The sequence below is a fragment of the Methanobacterium lacus genome, from assembly GCF_000191585.1.
GTDB lineage: Archaea > Methanobacteriota > Methanobacteria > Methanobacteriales > Methanobacteriaceae > Methanobacterium_B > Methanobacterium_B lacus.
In genome coordinates, this window is record NC_015216.1 from 195,038 (window position 1) to 211,125 (window position 16,088).

The window sequence follows — 16,088 nt, forward strand, 5'->3', positions numbered from 1 at the left end:
TCCTTTAACATGTCAAACCAACTTCTTAATATCACCAGAAATTTTTAAGAGATCCTCTGGACTCATTTTAAAAACCCTTTCATTCATCTTAGTTTGATCCAATTGGGATATTATGGTTTTCAAATCTGATTTTTCCACGTCTCCTATTTCATGATACGAATCAATTAGGGCGTTTCTGATCTTCTTTTTTTTGTGTTGGAACATTGCCCTAGTAACATCAACGAAGAATGGATCGATATCAACATCAATTTTGGGTTGCATTTTGATAACTGCTGATGCTACCTTCGGTTTAGGGAAGAAATCATTTTCAGAAACTTGGAAGAGTATTTCAGCTTCTGAATAGAGGTACATCATCACAGATAATCTTGAATAATTTCTATCTCCTGGTGAAGCTACCATTCTCTGGGCAAATTCTTTTTGATACATCAAAACTGCCATTTCAAACGGATTTTCTAGTATTTTAAATGTTATGGGTGACGATATTTGATAAGGTAAGTTTGAAATGACTTTGTTTACCGATGGTAGATCCATTTTGGTTGCGTCTTCCACAATCACTTCAACGTTGTCTAATTCCAACTTTTCCAGACGTTTCTTTAACACATTTGCAGCTTTTCCATCCTGTTCAACTGCGTATACCTTACCTGCATTTTTTGCCAATGGAATGGTTAATGTTCCTATTCCTGCGCCTATCTCGAGTACCCTGTCATTTTTTGAAAGTTCAGAGTTTTGAATGATTTTTGATAATATATCACGATTTACGAGGTAATTTTGTCCTTTACGTTTATCAAGTTTTATACCGTTCTGTTTCAGAATCTTGAGGGTCTCAGACAACATAAATTAACTCCTAAAAAAAATTATTATACCAATATTAATTTGAATACTTTTTATTTATAAAAAAAATAGATATGGAGATATTAGCGGCCCTTTTGGGGTTTAGGTGGTCTGGTGAAGATTATGTACTTCATTTTTCCCCTTCTATCTCCTGCTGCTTCCAGTTCCATATGAACACGTTTTGCAATAAGCTTTACAGGATCCGCAAGCATGGGGACACGAGTTTTGATATCTTCAAAGCTGGTAAACTTTGCCTCTTTAGTAGCATTGATAATATCCCACATGTGCTTTTTACCAATTCCGGGAAGAAGTTCAAGTTGGTGTAACCTGGTTGATATTGGACCGGCTTCATTGAAAAATTCAACAAATTTGGCTTCATTTTCTTTGATTATTTCCTCAATAACATAATCCAACTCCACCCTTGAAGTTGCTGTGAGTTTATCAAACATCAACCTGGTATTAACACGGGCTATCTTATCTCTCTTACCTGCTCCGATGTAAACTCTTTCATGGATGTCTAGTTGAATCCGTTCTTTGGGAATTAATTCAAGAAGTGTAAATTCTTCTGTTCCTATGGCCTGAGCTATAGGTTTTCTTTTAAATGAAGGTTTTCCTTCCTTGACGTAACCTAAGGGAAGAAAATCAAGGATAATTGCATTATCTTCCATTATAAACCACCCGGATGGTTTTTATATATTAAGGACCCTTGGGTCCAAATTCTGATCAGATGCTGAGTCCAATCTACTCTCTGTATTTGTTCACAATTTCAAGAATTTGTTCCAATTCTTCCTTTTTATGTGAACCCCTTTCCTTTGCAAATATCAGCCTTAGATCGGCCAAATCAACAGGCATAAGATCTGCAATTTTTATTGCCTGGGTTTGTTTAATGAGTTCTTCTAACTCCTTAACAAGTTCTAGAGATTTATCAGCATCGAGTTTTGAAAATTTGTTAACGTGCTCAATGGCTAAGTTCTGTTCGTATGTTGGTTCGTACGAGTCAGAAATTTCATCGAGCATATCCTTGGCTTTTGCAATAGTGATGGGTTCTGTTTCTATTACCTTTTTTCCAATCATCAGAATCACTCTTGCATTTTAAGATGTTCTGGTCTGATTATTAATTTTTTAGGTTTGTTCCCATCATTTATTTCTACAATATAAGCATTTCCTCTTCTTTCGCCCACTTTACCAGTTTTTCCATGGAAACGTGGGTGTGGTTGGCCCTTGTGGATACTTGGGTCGATGATGATATGTACCATATCACTTTCATCGAAAGTTTGTATCTTCTTGGTTATTGGGTTTGTTCTGCCCGGCCTAATTGTCTTTCTAAGTTTGAAACGTGTTTTACTTCTTGAACCTTTTGATCTTTTTACCATATTTCTAACCTCCAAAACCCTTGGGTATTTAAATTTGAGTTGACTTAACGTCACATATCATAAATATTAAACTAAAACGTTTAAATCAGATTCATTTTTCACTGATCTTGACTCATCATCCTCAGTTTTAATTCAGCATGATCCTGATTCATTTATATGAAAAATCAGATTATTTGAACTAAATTTATACTAGCAATACATCGTGCTGAATATTAAGTTTGCAAGGGGATGTAAATATATATTTTGATTTTTTGAAACTATATAATACTATCCATTGATACCTTATATATTCACTTCCAAAACATCGAGCTGAACACATCTTGCATTGGTTCCAAGTACTTCAGCCACACTAGGTTTACTCCTATTTTCATCTCCAGATATGAGTTCTTTGATGTACAATCCACCTTCACATTCCAGTGTGATCTCAAAAATTTTGGGTTCTAACCAGTTATAATCAAGTTTTCTTATTTTCCTGGTCCGAATTTTGTCTGCACGCCTGTGTGAAACTCTTATTGGTGTTCTCTGGTTGATGATATCCAGAGATTTGAGGGAATCCAGTGCTGTGGGATCAATTTCATCGTCCACCTCCACCAGTGCTTTGTAAACTTTGTATGTATCTGTGGAGGATTGTTTTATTTCGGCCTTCCGATTTCTTGGAACATACTTCATTTCAGATATTTCCACCTTACTCTCTGCATAGTTGTTAACTTCTTCTTGAAGTGTTTCGAGGTCAAGTTCTCTTATTTTAGGTTCTAAAATCTCTAAAACGAATGTTCTTCCACTGCCAAGCATTCTGACATCAATATCTTCCCTTCCCGCACCATGGAATTTGGCCCCGGTCCCCTTGGCAGCTTTGATCATGACATCTGAGATGAGTTCCTCCACTGTTACAGGATACATTTTACCTGTGAAATTACATTTTTCACATCCTCGACCTTTGCAGCGGTTGCATGGCCATTTTGTTTGTGGAATGTCTCGAACCAATTTTCTATATTTGCTTTCGATAAATATTGGGTTTATGGTGATTTTAACCTTTTCAGATTTAAAATCTGCCATAAAAACGAGGTTTGGTGAGTCAAATTCAACTTCTTTAGAGAGGATTGATGCAAGTTTTTTTCCAAATTCCCTGTTTATTTCTTTTTTAATATTTTCAACGTTGGCCCCGAGTTTTTGATGGAGGTATTCTTCCCTCTCAAGAACATCAGGATCTACACGACATCCCACAAGAAAATTGGAGAAATTTATCTCTTCATCTTCAACGGTTTTTAGGGCTTGCTGCATCATGTTATCCATATTATCAAATAAATCCTCACATATCCAGCATTTATCCTCTTTGGAATAAGTTTCATCCAGATCTTCGAGGCTTTGCTTCAAGCGTTCGCCACGGATTACATTTCCGGGACCTTCCATCTCCTTTGAAAAGATTCTGCCTAAACAGTGGTTGCAAATATTTCCTTGGGTAAGGTCCATTGCACTAATTAATTTATCATGAATTAAAGTTTCCATATTGTATCATTCCATAATTGCAGTATTCTACTAATTAATTTAAAAAATAGAAAGTCACTAAAAAATTGATGAGCTGTTTATCTCATCATTTGTTTCATCATCTGTCCAAGAGGGCCGCCCATTTTACGCTTTCCAAATCCTTTCATGGCCTTTTTTGTGACGTTGTAATATTTTAAAAGTTCTTTAACATCCTCATTTTTCATACCCGAACCTCGAGCAATTCTTTTTACACGGGATTGTTTGATCACTTCAGGATGTTCTAGTTCCTGATCAGTCATTGAATCCATCAGGATCTTGTACTTGGAAAGTTTTTCCTCAGTTACCTGTGATGCATTTTTAGGGAGTTTACCTCCAGCACCAGGGATCATGTTCATGACTTGCTGCATTGGACCCATCTTATTCATCATTTCAAACTGGGAATACATATCCTTCAACGTGAACTTACCACTCAACATGGCATCTACAGATCCCATATCTCCCTCTTCTTCTGCAATCTCTTCGGCACGTTCTAAAAGGGTTCGAATATCTCCCATTCCAAGCAGTCTTGAAATGAACCTGTCTGGATCGAAGGCTTCAAAATCTTCAACCCTCTCACCTGTTCCTATGAATTTTATGGGAGCTCCTATTTCAGCAACTGCTGAAAGGGCACCCCCACCTTTGGCCGAACCATCTAGCTTGGTGATGATGATGGACCCTATTTTGGTTGCATTGTTAAATGCAAGGGCCTGTTCTCCTGCCTGTTGGCCAATGGTTCCATCTATAACCATGATCACTTCATCAGGGTCAACAATTGTCGAGAGACTCTCCATCTCAGCGAGGAGATCACTCTCTTCTTTATGTCTTCCTGCAGTGTCAACTATTATTACATCGTTCTTTTTAGCAGCTTTCAACCCTGTTCTTGCAAGGTCTAGGGCGTCCTTATTTTCATGATCTCCATAAACTGGAACGTTCATAGGCTCAGTTAACTGAAGCAACTGTTCATAAGCAGCAGGTCTCCAAGTGTCTGTGCTTACAATTGCAGGGTTGAACCCCTTCTTCTGAAGGTATTTTGTAAGTTTACCTATGGAAGTAGTTTTTCCACTTCCCTGAAGACCCATGAAAAGTATTTTGTAGGGACGTTTATCTATCTCAACTTCTTGTGCACTTGAACCAAGAAGATTAACCAGTTCTTCGTAGACGATCCTAACGACATGCTCTTTGGGGGTCACTCCCTTTGGAGGTTCTTCATTTAAAGATCTGTCTTCAATGGTTTTAGATAGATTTAATACGAGTTTGATATTAACGTCAGATTGTATGAGTGCTCTTTGAATATCTTTTATGACTTCTTTAACCACTTCTTCATCTATTATGGCCATTCCTGCCAATTTTTTCATTGTTTTGGTAAGATTTTTTCCAAGATTGCCCAACATTATTCTCACCATTTAATTTTGATTGAATTCATGATAACCTAATATTTTTTATATAAATTTTTATATAATTTTTTGTTGATCATTATACTACTTACAAACTCACTATTATTGCTTACTATTCAACTTAAAAAAATAGATCGTAAATCACTACAATATATAACTAATAGTATTATACTGTAAATTAGATATAATTATGCTTGTTAATTTTAGAACTGTTTAAAAGCTACTAATTATTTCTAATGAAAATCAAGTTTAACTAAATTTATTTCGAAATACTAGGCGGGATTGAATGTTTGAAAAACTCAAGATCAGTTTAATTGAAGCACCAATAATAAAAAAGGGCGATTACAACTACTTTGTCCATCCCATAACAGACGGAGTTCCACTCGTGGATCCTGATGTTTTGAAAGAGGCTGCAGAAGGGATAAAAAAATTTGGTAACTTGAATGTGGATAAAATTGTGTGTGTCGAAGCAATGGGCATACACATTGCAACTGCACTGTCCATAATTACAGGCATCCCATTTGTCGTGATCAGAAAGAGACAATATGGGTTAGAAGGTGAAGTTGCCGTACATCAAATCACGGGTTACAGCCATGGGGAACTTTACATCAATGGTTTGAAAAAAGGAGATAAAATAATCCTGGTTGATGATGTTGTCAGCACAGGGGGAACCATGATTGCAGTTTTAAAGGCCATGGAAAAGATGGGCATTGAAATTGTAGATGTTTTTGCTATTGTTGAAAAGGGCGAAGGAAAGTACATTGTTGAAGGAGAAACAGGGTTCGAAGTTAAAAGCCTGGTTAAAGTAAATGTAGTGGATGGAAAGGTACAGATCGAAGGATCACGTGACGAGAACTAGTTTGAGGATTACCATGTCTGGACACGAACTTGAAATAGATGAGATAATTAAAAGGGTAAAGGAACTCAAAGCAGGAACAGTTGGGCTTCAATTTCCAGAAGGACTTAAACTACACGCTGTTGAAGTTGCTAGGAGGATCGAAGTTGAAACAGGTGCTACAGTTATAATATCTGCAGATCCATGTTTCGGTGCTTGCGATGTGGCAGATGTGGATATGAATGGTGTTGCTGATGTTTTAGTTCACTTCGGACACAAACCACTCCCACTCAATTATGATATGCCAGTCATATTTGTGGATGCAAGTTCAAAAATGGAATTACTGGGATCAGTTGGGAATGCAATGAGCCTCCTAGAGGGATATAAAAAAATAGGGCTTGTAACGACGGTTCAACACCTTAAACAGCTGGAAGAAGTCGCTGAATTTTTAGAACAAAATGGTAAGGAAGTTGTTATTAATGAGGGAGCAGGTACCACGTGGGGACAGGTTTTGGGCTGCAATTTTTCATCCATAAAGAACCTAGATGTGGAGGCTTTCCTGTACGTTGGAAGTGGTAATTTCCATGCCTTGGGAATAACACTTTTTACAGATAAACCTGTAATTATAGCAGATCCCTACCTTGATGAAGCAAGATTGATCACTGATTTTTCGGATAGGATACTGAGAATACGATTTGCAAGAATAGCCAAAGCAATGGATGCTAAAACATTCGGGATCATAGTATCAACCAAAAAGGGCCAGAACAGGCTAGATACTGCCAAGGAGTTAAAAAATTTGTTGAATGCGGAAGGAAGAGAAGGGTTCATACTTCTTTTAGATGATGTTTCACCAGAAAAATTACTTCCCTACATGGATCTTGATGCATTTGTAATGACTGCGTGTCCAAGGATAGCTATTGATGATTCTAGTAGGTATAAAAAACCTTTATTAACTCCACAAGAGCTGGAAATTGCCATTGGTAAAAGGGAATGGGAAAACTATGAAATAGATGAAATTAAATATGGTGGATTAAATAACAAAAACAAATAAATATAATGGTAACCAAAAATGCAAATCTTAAATATGTCACTAATTTATTAAGATGAAATCCAAATAGTAAGTTACTCAGATATGTACGAGAGATTGAATTACACTACAATCATGAATTTAACAAAATTTGATGATGAGTTGACTGTACTTATTTTAAGTGAGGTGAATAAATGAAAACCAAATCTGGAGATTTTGTTTTACCTGGCGATGCTCTGGGAGTTACTGAAGAGTTTGTTCCATCTGACTGGACCTACGAAGATGATGGTAGCATAAGGTCATTGATTGCAGGAACAGTTTCATTGGACAACAAAAATAAAAAGATATCAATTGTCCCTAAAACAAGTTCCCCATCAATACTCAAATCTGGAGTTGCTGTGTTTGGCCAGGTATCAGATGTAAGAGGCCAGAGAGCTCTTATAAAATTAGATAGTATTAAAGACAATAATAGGGGTCTTGTGACTTCCTTTTCAGGAGGAATACACATATCCCAGGCTCAAAAAGGCTATGTTGCCAAGCTCACCGATGAATTTAGGATAGGAGATCTGATCGAAGCTAGGGTAACCAAAATAATAGGGGTCGACAACGTTGACCTGACAACAGCTGAAGATGAACTGGGCGTTTTGAAGGCCATGTGTACCAAGTGCAGACATTACATGAAACAAGTAAGTAAAAACGAAGTGAAATGTCCTAACTGTGGAAACAAAGAAAGAAGAAATCTTTCTACAAAATATGAGGGATAATATGAAGGTAATTAAGGATACTAAGAAGGAACTTGAGATAGAGATCACAGGGGAAACCCATTCTTTATGCAACACCATAAGAAAAACCCTTATGGAAGATGAAGATGTTGAAGCTGCAGCATACGTAACTGAACATCCAATTATTGGTGAGCCTAAATTGGTTGTAAAGGCAAAAAATCCAAAAAAATCACTTAAGTTAGCTGCTGAAACAGTCAAAGCAAGATGTGATGAACTACAAAATCTCATCAATGCTTCAGAAGATGAAAAATAGAACTGAAATTAAAAAATTCAGAAGTATAAAGCAGGAGATACGAATCCTCGGGGTGGATGATTCTCCATTTCCAACCCACACCAAGGAAGAAGTTATGATTGTGGGCACGGTTTTCAGGGCAGGTAACTGGCTGGACGGTGTCTTAAGCACCCACGTACTTGGAGATGGTACTGATGCCACTCGAAAGATATCAGAGATGGTGTTAAATTCCAGAAATATTGGACAGCTTGGAGTCATAATGCTGGATGGTATAACATTTGCAGGGTTCAATGTTGTAAACATACGTGAACTTTATGAAGCAACAGGAGTACCAGTAATAGTTATAATGAGAAAAATTCCGAGTTTTGAAGGCATTAAAAAGGCTCTCAAAAGATTTCCTGACTGGAAGGATAGATGGGCCAACGTTGTTGAAGCAGGAAGTGTACACCGTGTGGATGATAAAGAATCAATTTACATACAATTTCATGGAATTAAAATTGAAGATGCCATGGAAATTGTTAAACTATCCATAACAAGAAGTTCCATACCTGAACCAATCCGGGTTGCCCATATAATAGCTGCAGGTATAGTAACAGGCGAATCACATGGAAGTGCTTGATGAAATTTTTTTACATCAATTTTAAGTTTTGATGGAAGTGATCCAATGAAAACTCCTCTTTTAACAGTAGACACTGTTGTGGTGCAAAATTCATCTATTCTACTCATCAAAAGAAAAAATGATCCATATCAAGGTTCATGGGCTTTACCAGGCGGATTTGTGGAGTATGGAGAAACTGTGGAAGATGCTGCTGTTAGAGAAACTAAGGAAGAAACAGGTATTGATGTTATATTAAAAGAATTAGTGGGAGTTTATTCTGATCCTGATAGGGATCCCCGTGGACACACTGTCACAGTCTGTTTTTTAGGCAGTAAAATAGGAGGAATGCTCAAATCAGCAACAGATGCAGATGATGCGAAATATTTTGATTTAAATGAAATTAAAACGCTTGATCTGGCATTTGATCATGAGAGGATTATTCATGACTCTTTGAAATTATTAAAAATTTGATGTAATATCTACTTACTACTAGGTTGAACCACCCAATTTTTGGGCGGGATTCTAACAGCGAAATCCTTTGATTTTGAAAGTAGTACAAAATGAAAAAATTAATCTATTAACATGATCTTAACAAATCATTATAACTTTTTATTGGGAGGGAACCAAATGGAATTTTGTCCTAAATGTGGAGCTGTGATGTTTCCTAAGGGTGACATTTTTGAATGCAGAAACTGTGAACATACAACCAAAGCAACCAAAGAATCTATGAGTGAATACGAAATTTCTGAAAAAGTTGAGTCGAAGGACAGTATCATTGTAACAAGCGATGAAATACAAACCTTACCAACAGCAGTAGTTAAATGTCCAAAATGTGGTAATAAAGAAGCTTCATGGTGGCTTATCCAGACCAGGGGTGCCGATGAATCTGAAACAAGATTTTTCAGATGTACAAAATGTTCATTGACCTGGAGGGAATATGATTAAACATGTTTTAACAAAACATGGTAAATTGTAGGAGGATTTTCTATTGGTTGAAGATTCACAAAGAAAAGAAGAAGAGTCAGAACTAACTGCAGATTCATCTGGTAACAATGTTGATGGATCTGAAACAGTATCTGAAGTATCCAGCAAGGCTTCTGATTCAGAACCAAAAAATGGGAGTGATGGGGACACACAAACCAAATCTTCCATCATTGAAAAACAAGATGATATTAAATCAGGATCTGACCAGACTCCAAACCATGATAAGGCTGCGGATCATCATGAAGATCATGCAATTAACTTTCATGAAATAATGGGTCACGATCTGTTTAAATCAATCAGATCCAGGAAGGATCAAATACTTAGATATGTAGCAGTTGCAATTGGAGTTATTTTAATTATCTATGGTGTTGTACTTATTTCCGCTTCTGTTACGAAGGTAGCTGACAATGTTATCTTTGGTGAAGGTGCATCTTTTGCAGCATTTTCAATGCTTTTGGGATTTTTGATCATTGTTGGTGCATTTTCACAGAAAATTTTAAACAAGACCTTCCTTAAAAATATTAATTCAGAACTGGAGATTGCAGAGGGGAAAACCGAAGCAGCTGATGAGAAGACTGAAGATATCAGTGGAAAGAAAGATCCCAACAAAGTTGAAGATGGTAAGGATAATATAGTTGGAGAAGATAAAAAGTAAGTCGGAGGATGAAAATGTTCAAAGCAGTTTTAAGCGATTCAAATGTATTAAAAACAAGTTTCGAAGCTATTTCCTCGATCGTGGATGAAGTTCAGATGAAGGCAGACGGTGATGGATTAAGGCTCGACGCACTTGACAGGTCCCACATCACATTCGTACACCTCGAGCTTAAATCAGGTTTATTTGATATTTATACTTGTGAAGAACCTTTAAAAATCAATGTAGATACAGAAGAACTAATGAAAGTTCTTAAAAGGGCTAAATCAGATGATTTAGTTGAATTAACTGTTGATGAAGGTAATTTGATTCTAACCTTTGAAGATGAAGCAAGAAGAACCTTCAAAATCAGGTTAATTGACATAGAATACGAGGCACCTAGCCCACCAGATCTTGACTATCCCTCTGAATTCGAAATACCCTTTTCACTACTTAAAAACTCCATACAAGATATTGGAATAGTCTCTGATAAAATATCGTTGATGGTTGACACAGACAAATTTATTGCCTCTGCTGAGGGTGAATTTGGTGATGCAAAGATAGAGTACCTCCATGGTGAAAAGATCAACGAAAATGCCAAGTCTGTGTTCTCGTTGGAAAAGATTAAAGAGATGTTAAAGGCTGATAAATTCTCTGAAACTGCAGTATTGAGCCTTGGAAATGATATGCCCCTTAACTTGGCCATGAAAATGGTTTCAGGTGATGGTGAATTGAAGTTCCTACTAGCTCCAAGGATAGAAAGTGAGGAATAGGGTTGGATGAATTTTTCCAAAAACTGAGGGAGATCCAAAAGAAAGAGCGTAGTATAAGCGGTCTATCTCGTGTAGGAGATAACTTCTACACTGAAGTCTCCAACTATCTCAACGGGCTCATGAGGAAGATAGATGACAATCCATTTTCCTTTGAATCATACCTGTTAAGGGATGCGCAGCGAATAGTGGCAGAAATATGTGAAAGAAGGGAACATAAAATTGCCAACAGCGCTGTTATGAACGTTCAGAGAGCATATCAGCTATTCAAAGAATCAAAGGCTAAAGGTAGTTCTGATAATCAGATCACAGTTCCAATTAACTCCACTCCTGAAGAGGAATTTTTATATCTTGAACTAGTTGAATCCATTGTTAAGTACAGGGGAAAATTAACTGCTCCATTGATGTCTTACATACAGAAGAATCATGGCAACAATGGGAAAATGCCTGTTAAATCTAAAAGTAGGCCAGAGAGATCTGCAAAATCATTGGACATAGATTCACTTATATCTGATGTTTCTGGTGTTCCACAACCAGTTGAAGACGATGTTAAAGATATTCCTGATGGAGATTTTGAGAGTCAGATAATTGAAAGATATGGATCAGAACCTTCCAGAGGGGCTAAAAACAAATCAGATGATTCTGAGTCTGTTGAAGATAAAGCTGAAACACCAAAGAAGAACATTGATTCTGAACAATATTCCTCCGAAGCTGAAGAAGAAAAACCCAGTGAAAAACTAGGTAGCACTTTTATAAAAACTTTGATGATTCTTGATGAACTTCCATCCATAGTTGGAGTAGATAAAATTGTATATGGGCCAGTATCTCCACAGGATTTAATTACTATCCCCGAGCCCAACGCAAAGATCCTAGTTAAAAATAAGAAGGGGATTTTTATACAAACATATAAATAAACTGTTAATGATAAACAAATTAATATATTAATTGCACTTTTATCAAGAAGTACAAAGTTAATAATATAAATATTTTCGTTAAATAAGTTTTAAAAACGGCATATTAATTCAGAAAGTTAAGTGCACAACTTATTTTACATTTAAGAGGTGATTATATGAAGATTCCTAAAGAAAGGAGAACTTATTGTCCAAGTTGCAAAAAACACACTATTCACGAAGTATTAGAATCTAAAAGAAGAAAAGCCAGCGAACTTAAATGGGGTCAAAGGCAGTTCAGAAGGGTTACAAGTGGATACAGGGGTTACCCAAGGCCATTACCTTCAAGAAACAAGCCAATTAAGAAATTAGACCTCAGGTACAAGTGCAAGGAATGTGGAAAGTCTCATATCAAGAGATCATCGTTCCGAGCAGGTAAAGTAGAATTTGTTGTAGGGTGATTGAAGTGGCAAACTACAGATCTAACAAAAGTAATTTTTTAAAGGTTAAGTGTGTGGACTGTGGAAATCAGCAGGTTGTTTTTGATCATGCTGCTTCCCAGGTACAGTGCATAATATGTGGAAAGACCCTTGTTAAACCTAAGGGCGGAAAATCTGAGATTACAGCTCAGATCATAGAAGTTTTGGATTAAGTTACTATTTTTTGTATCAATCGATACAAAAACTAGTACAATTCAATTCTTTTTAAAAAATAATATATTGTAAATATATTATAGGTGTTTTAATGGTAAGAATGAGAAAAGAATGGCCGGATGAAGGAGATTTGGTCGTAGGAACTGTTCATAAAGTTTTAAACTACGGCGCCTTTGGAAGCCTAGAAGAATATGATGGTAAGGAAGCTTTCATACACATATCTGAGGTTTCTTCTGGTTGGGTAAAAAACATTAGGGACTACGTTAGGGAAAATCAGAAAATCGTGGCTAGAGTTCTGCGAGTTAATCCAAAAAAAGGTCATGTTGATGTTTCACTAAAAAGGATAAGGGAAGATCAGCGTACAAGAAAGATTCAGCAATGGAAAATTGAACAGAAAGCTGAAAAACTTCTGGAATTCTCTGCAAAAAGTCTGGAAAAAACCCTAGATGATGCTTATAAAGAAGTTGGCTACGGAATTATGGAAGAGTTCGGAGATCTCTACGGTGCATTTGAAACTGCAGCTGAAGAAGGTGCAATCTCTCTCATAGATCGAGGAATGGATGAGGATTGGGCAAATTCCATAGAAGCAGTCGCTAAAAAGAATATTTCCCCTCCTGAAGTTAATATAACAGGTTACGTGGACTTAAAATCATACGCACCTAATGGTGTGGATGTAATCAAGAAAGCACTCAGTTCAATCGACAGTGATGAAATATCTGTACAGTGTGTTGGTGCACCAAGATACAGACTGATGGTTAAATCATCCGATTACATTACTGCAGAAACTCTTCTAAAAGAAGCAGCAGAAAATGCAATAAAAGTTGTTATTGAAGAGGGAGGAGAGGGAACCTTCCAACGTGAACTCGAATGAAGCCTAAAATGAAAAAATGCAAGTCCTGTGGGGAATACACACTCACAGACAAATGTCCTTGCGGGGGAGAGGTAGGAGTTATTTATCCGCCAAAATATTCTCCTGAGGATAAGTATGGAAAGTATAGACGTATGCTTAAGGAACAGCTCTCAAAGAGCTAAAAGGAGTTGGTTGGATGAATAAAACTTTTATCAATAATTTAGAAGAAGTAGAACTCAGCGAACCCATATTTATTGAAGCTCTCCCAGGTATTGGGCACGTGGGTAAATTAGTTGCAGAACATCTCATACATGAATTGGGAGCAGTTAAATTTGCAGAATTATATTCCCCAGCTTTCCCTCCGCAGGTATTTGTGGATGAGGAAGGTCTCATAGAGCCAATGAAAAATGAATTTTATTATCTTAAATCCCAGGGAGAAGCTGAACAAGACTACATAATTCTTGTTGGTAACACTCAGGGATTGAGTCCAGAGGGACAGTACGAAATTTGTGGTACTATTATTGATTTTGTCCATAATTTCGGAGTTAAAAATATTTATACCCTTGGTGGTCTTGGTACAGGGCAGCCTGTGGACAAACCAAAAGTTTTTGGAGCTGCAACAAACATTGAACTTGCAGAAATGTTAAAGGGTCATGATGTAACATTGAGAACTGCTGATGGTGGGATAATTGGTGCATCTGGACTTATACTTGGTTTAGGAATGTCTAAGGGCATGTCCGGTGTTTGTTTAATGGGTGAAACTCCAGGTTACTTCATTGATGCCGAAGCATCTAAGGCAGTTTTAACCATTCTTCAGAAAATATTGAATGTTGACGTTGACATTGCAAAACTTGAAGAAAGGGCAGAAGAAACTAGGAAAATGATATCCAAAGCTCAACAAATGGAAAGGGAAATGAGCGACAGGATGAACATTGTCCAAGGAGAAGAAGATCTCCGATATATCGGATAAATGTTTTCCATTACATATATTTTTCAATTTTTTTTCACAACTACTATTTTTTTTTAATAAATTTTATGTCCTGTTAAAAATATAAGGCCTATAAAAAAAATGAGGGTACTAAAACATGATAATCAATGCGGATCTTCACATACACGGCTGTTACTCCATGGCCACATCTAAAAATATGACTCCTTTGGTAATGGCTCCCCAAGCTAAACTTAAGGGACTTGATGTTGTGGCAACTGGGGATGCTTTACATCAAAAATATCTTAAGATAATTGAAGACACTACTGAAGAATCTTCAGATGGAATATTTTCAATTAAACCTGATTTAGTCGAAGATGAAACTGCTGAATCCAAGTTCATACTTACCACAGAGGTTGAGGATACTAAACGGGTACATCACCTGATTATTTTTCCGTCCATCGAAGCAGTTAAAGAAACAAGAACTAAACTTAGGGGAAATATGGATGCTGATGGCAGGCCTAGGATAAGGATGAATGGTCGTGAGATCATGGAAGTGGCCCATGAAACTGGATGTATCATTGGCCCTGCACATGCATTTACGCCTTGGACAAGTATTTACAAAGCGCACGACAGTTTAGTAGAATGTTATGGAGAAACTCCTGATTTCCTAGAACTTGGATTATCTGCAGATTCAGATATGGCCGATAAAATTGAGGAGTTACAGGATCTAACATTTTTAACAAATTCAGATGCCCATTCGCCATGGCCACACAGACTTGGAAGGGAGTTCAATGAAATGGATGTTGATGAGTTAACATTTGCAGGTATCAAAGATTCCATTGCTAACAATAAGATAACTGCCAACTATGGATTTGATCCAAGACTTGGAAAGTACCATGTGACTGCGTGTTCGAAATGTCATGTAAAATATCCTGTGGAAGATGCAATTAAAATGAAGATGAAGTGTCCATGTGGTGGCAGAATAAAGAAGGGTGTTGATTACAGGATACATGAACTTTCAAACTGGGAAGAACCACACCATCCCCCACATAGGCCACCATATATACACATATTACCCTTGGCTGAGATAATCAGCATCACTCATGGTAAGGGTGTTACTACAGTTTTTGTACAAAATATATGGAAGGAAATGATCAACAATTTTGAAAATGAAATAAATGCATTGATCCATGCCCCTATCCAAGATGTCGTAGCTGTTGATCCCGAAGTGGCAGCTGTAATAAAATCTTTCCGTAACGGTACCTTGGAAATAAGTTCTGGAGGGGGCGGCAGATACGGTGAAATAATAGTGCCGGAATAATTTAATAACTATTTACAACCAAAATATTTTGTGTAGATCATAAAATTATGGTACGGTGTTACAAATGGAGATCAAGGCAACTGTGGGTGTATGTACTAAACTAAAAAATAACAACGAAGATCAGCTGGTTGTTGTGCCCAAAGATGGGGAAATGTTCGAGAAAAACCAAGTGGTGCTGGTAATTTCAGCAGCAGAATTTGAAAATCTTTCAAGCGAACTCCAATCCATGATAAATATGGTTAAGGGTGCCCAAGCAGTTGATGAAATTTAATTTTTTTTCATGGTAGTGATCTGTGAAATTTTAATTATATCTAGGATCATAACAAAAATCATATTAACAATAAACACTCATTTGTCTATATAAAATCTAAAGGAAATGATAATGTGGAGTATCAAACAACAATTTTTCTCGTAATGATCGGTGGATTCATAGCTGTTACAATTATGATGCAAATTTTAGGCAGA

23 protein-coding genes are annotated in these 16,088 nt (G+C 36.8%); 17 read left to right on the plus strand and 6 right to left on the minus strand.

The annotated features are described in order from the left end of the window. Window positions 1-12: 12 nt before the first annotated feature. The 6 genes from rsmA to METBO_RS00985 form a co-directional block, all read right to left on the minus strand. The gene (rsmA, locus tag METBO_RS00960) at window positions 13-834 is read right to left on the minus strand and encodes a 16S rRNA (adenine(1518)-N(6)/adenine(1519)-N(6))-dimethyltransferase RsmA (protein ID WP_013643794.1); all 822 of its coding nucleotides are present in this window, start codon (window positions 832-834) and stop codon (window positions 13-15) included. An 80-nt stretch (window positions 835-914) separates the two neighbouring features. Then, entirely contained in the window at window positions 915-1,499 is a 585-nt protein-coding gene (locus tag METBO_RS00965) for a DUF655 domain-containing protein (RefSeq protein WP_013643795.1), read from the minus strand. A 73-nt stretch (window positions 1,500-1,572) separates the two neighbouring features. After that, window positions 1,573-1,905 (minus strand): RNA polymerase Rpb4 family protein, encoded by a 333-nt coding sequence (locus tag METBO_RS00970; RefSeq protein ID WP_013643796.1) that lies wholly within the window; start codon window positions 1,903-1,905, stop codon window positions 1,573-1,575. Between the two features lie 5 nt (window positions 1,906-1,910). Then, window positions 1,911-2,204, minus strand: coding sequence for a 50S ribosomal protein L21e (locus METBO_RS00975; RefSeq protein ID WP_013643797.1), 294 nt, complete (start codon window positions 2,202-2,204; stop codon window positions 1,911-1,913). A gap of 282 nt (window positions 2,205-2,486) precedes the next feature. Further along, window positions 2,487-3,710, minus strand: coding sequence for a tRNA pseudouridine(54/55) synthase Pus10 (locus METBO_RS00980; protein ID WP_013643798.1), 1,224 nt, complete (start codon window positions 3,708-3,710; stop codon window positions 2,487-2,489). 77 nt (window positions 3,711-3,787) lie between these two features. Further along, a complete protein-coding gene (locus tag METBO_RS00985) occupies window positions 3,788-5,119 on the minus strand; it encodes a signal recognition particle protein Srp54 (RefSeq protein WP_048186303.1) in 1,332 nt (443 codons plus the stop codon). A 289-nt stretch (window positions 5,120-5,408) separates the two neighbouring features. Between METBO_RS00985 and hpt the strand changes: the two genes are divergently transcribed. From hpt to METBO_RS01070, 17 genes are all read left to right on the plus strand, one after another. Beyond that, on the plus strand, window positions 5,409-5,981 hold the full coding sequence (gene hpt, locus METBO_RS00990; protein WP_013643800.1) for a hypoxanthine/guanine phosphoribosyltransferase: 573 nt from the start codon (window positions 5,409-5,411) through the stop codon (window positions 5,979-5,981). A 13-nt stretch (window positions 5,982-5,994) separates the two neighbouring features. Then, on the plus strand, window positions 5,995-7,008 hold the full coding sequence (gene dph2 / locus METBO_RS00995; protein ID WP_013643801.1) for a diphthamide biosynthesis enzyme Dph2: 1,014 nt from the start codon (window positions 5,995-5,997) through the stop codon (window positions 7,006-7,008). Between the two features lie 170 nt (window positions 7,009-7,178). Further along, a complete protein-coding gene (locus METBO_RS01000) occupies window positions 7,179-7,748 on the plus strand; it encodes an exosome complex RNA-binding protein Csl4 (RefSeq protein ID WP_013643802.1) in 570 nt (189 codons plus the stop codon). 1 nt (window position 7,749) lies between these two features. Beyond that, the gene (locus METBO_RS01005) at window positions 7,750-8,019 is read left to right on the plus strand and encodes a DNA-directed RNA polymerase subunit L (protein ID WP_013643803.1); all 270 of its coding nucleotides are present in this window, start codon (window positions 7,750-7,752) and stop codon (window positions 8,017-8,019) included. Further along, the gene (locus METBO_RS01010) at window positions 8,009-8,617 is read left to right on the plus strand and encodes an endonuclease dU (protein ID WP_013643804.1); all 609 of its coding nucleotides are present in this window, start codon (window positions 8,009-8,011) and stop codon (window positions 8,615-8,617) included. Before METBO_RS01005 ends, METBO_RS01010 begins: the two co-directional genes overlap by 11 nt. A 45-nt stretch (window positions 8,618-8,662) precedes the next feature. Beyond that, complete coding sequence (locus METBO_RS01015) at window positions 8,663-9,067, plus strand: NUDIX domain-containing protein (RefSeq protein ID WP_013643805.1); 405 nt, start codon at window positions 8,663-8,665, stop codon at window positions 9,065-9,067. 156 nt (window positions 9,068-9,223) lie between these two features. After that, a complete protein-coding gene (locus tag METBO_RS01020) occupies window positions 9,224-9,541 on the plus strand; it encodes a transcription factor S (protein WP_013643806.1) in 318 nt (105 codons plus the stop codon). Window positions 9,542-9,584: 43 nt separating this feature from the next. After that, window positions 9,585-10,235, plus strand: a complete 651-nt coding sequence (locus METBO_RS12560) for a hypothetical protein (protein ID WP_013643807.1) — start codon at window positions 9,585-9,587, stop codon at window positions 10,233-10,235. A 14-nt stretch (window positions 10,236-10,249) separates the two neighbouring features. Next, on the plus strand, window positions 10,250-10,984 hold the full coding sequence (pcn, locus tag METBO_RS01030) for a proliferating cell nuclear antigen (pcna) (RefSeq protein WP_013643808.1): 735 nt from the start codon (window positions 10,250-10,252) through the stop codon (window positions 10,982-10,984). 2 nt (window positions 10,985-10,986) lie between these two features. Continuing rightward, on the plus strand, window positions 10,987-11,895 hold the full coding sequence (locus tag METBO_RS01035) for a DNA replication complex subunit Gins51 (RefSeq protein WP_013643809.1): 909 nt from the start codon (window positions 10,987-10,989) through the stop codon (window positions 11,893-11,895). A gap of 155 nt (window positions 11,896-12,050) precedes the next feature. Then, the gene (locus METBO_RS01040; protein ID WP_013643810.1) at window positions 12,051-12,332 is read left to right on the plus strand and encodes a 50S ribosomal protein L44e; all 282 of its coding nucleotides are present in this window, start codon (window positions 12,051-12,053) and stop codon (window positions 12,330-12,332) included. A gap of 5 nt (window positions 12,333-12,337) precedes the next feature. Then, window positions 12,338-12,523, plus strand: coding sequence for a 30S ribosomal protein S27e (locus METBO_RS01045; RefSeq protein ID WP_048186304.1), 186 nt, complete (start codon window positions 12,338-12,340; stop codon window positions 12,521-12,523). A 92-nt stretch (window positions 12,524-12,615) separates the two neighbouring features. Further along, on the plus strand, window positions 12,616-13,395 hold the full coding sequence (locus METBO_RS01050) for a translation initiation factor IF-2 subunit alpha (protein WP_013643812.1): 780 nt from the start codon (window positions 12,616-12,618) through the stop codon (window positions 13,393-13,395). Continuing rightward, a complete protein-coding gene (locus METBO_RS01055; protein WP_013643813.1) occupies window positions 13,392-13,556 on the plus strand; it encodes an RNA-protein complex protein Nop10 in 165 nt (54 codons plus the stop codon). Before METBO_RS01050 ends, METBO_RS01055 begins: the two co-directional genes overlap by 4 nt. Window positions 13,557-13,570: 14 nt before the next feature. After that, complete coding sequence (locus tag METBO_RS01060; protein WP_013643814.1) at window positions 13,571-14,344, plus strand: proteasome assembly chaperone family protein; 774 nt, start codon at window positions 13,571-13,573, stop codon at window positions 14,342-14,344. Window positions 14,345-14,459: 115 nt separating this feature from the next. After that, window positions 14,460-15,623 carry a TIGR00375 family protein gene (locus METBO_RS01065; RefSeq protein ID WP_013643815.1) on the plus strand — a complete coding sequence of 388 codons (1,164 nt, stop codon included), beginning with the start codon at window positions 14,460-14,462 and terminating at the stop codon, window positions 15,621-15,623. Window positions 15,624-15,687: 64 nt separating this feature from the next. After that, window positions 15,688-15,894: a hypothetical protein gene (locus tag METBO_RS01070; RefSeq protein ID WP_013643816.1), complete on the plus strand. Its 207-nt coding sequence runs from the start codon at window positions 15,688-15,690 to the stop codon at window positions 15,892-15,894. Window positions 15,895-16,088 lie beyond the last annotated feature (194 nt).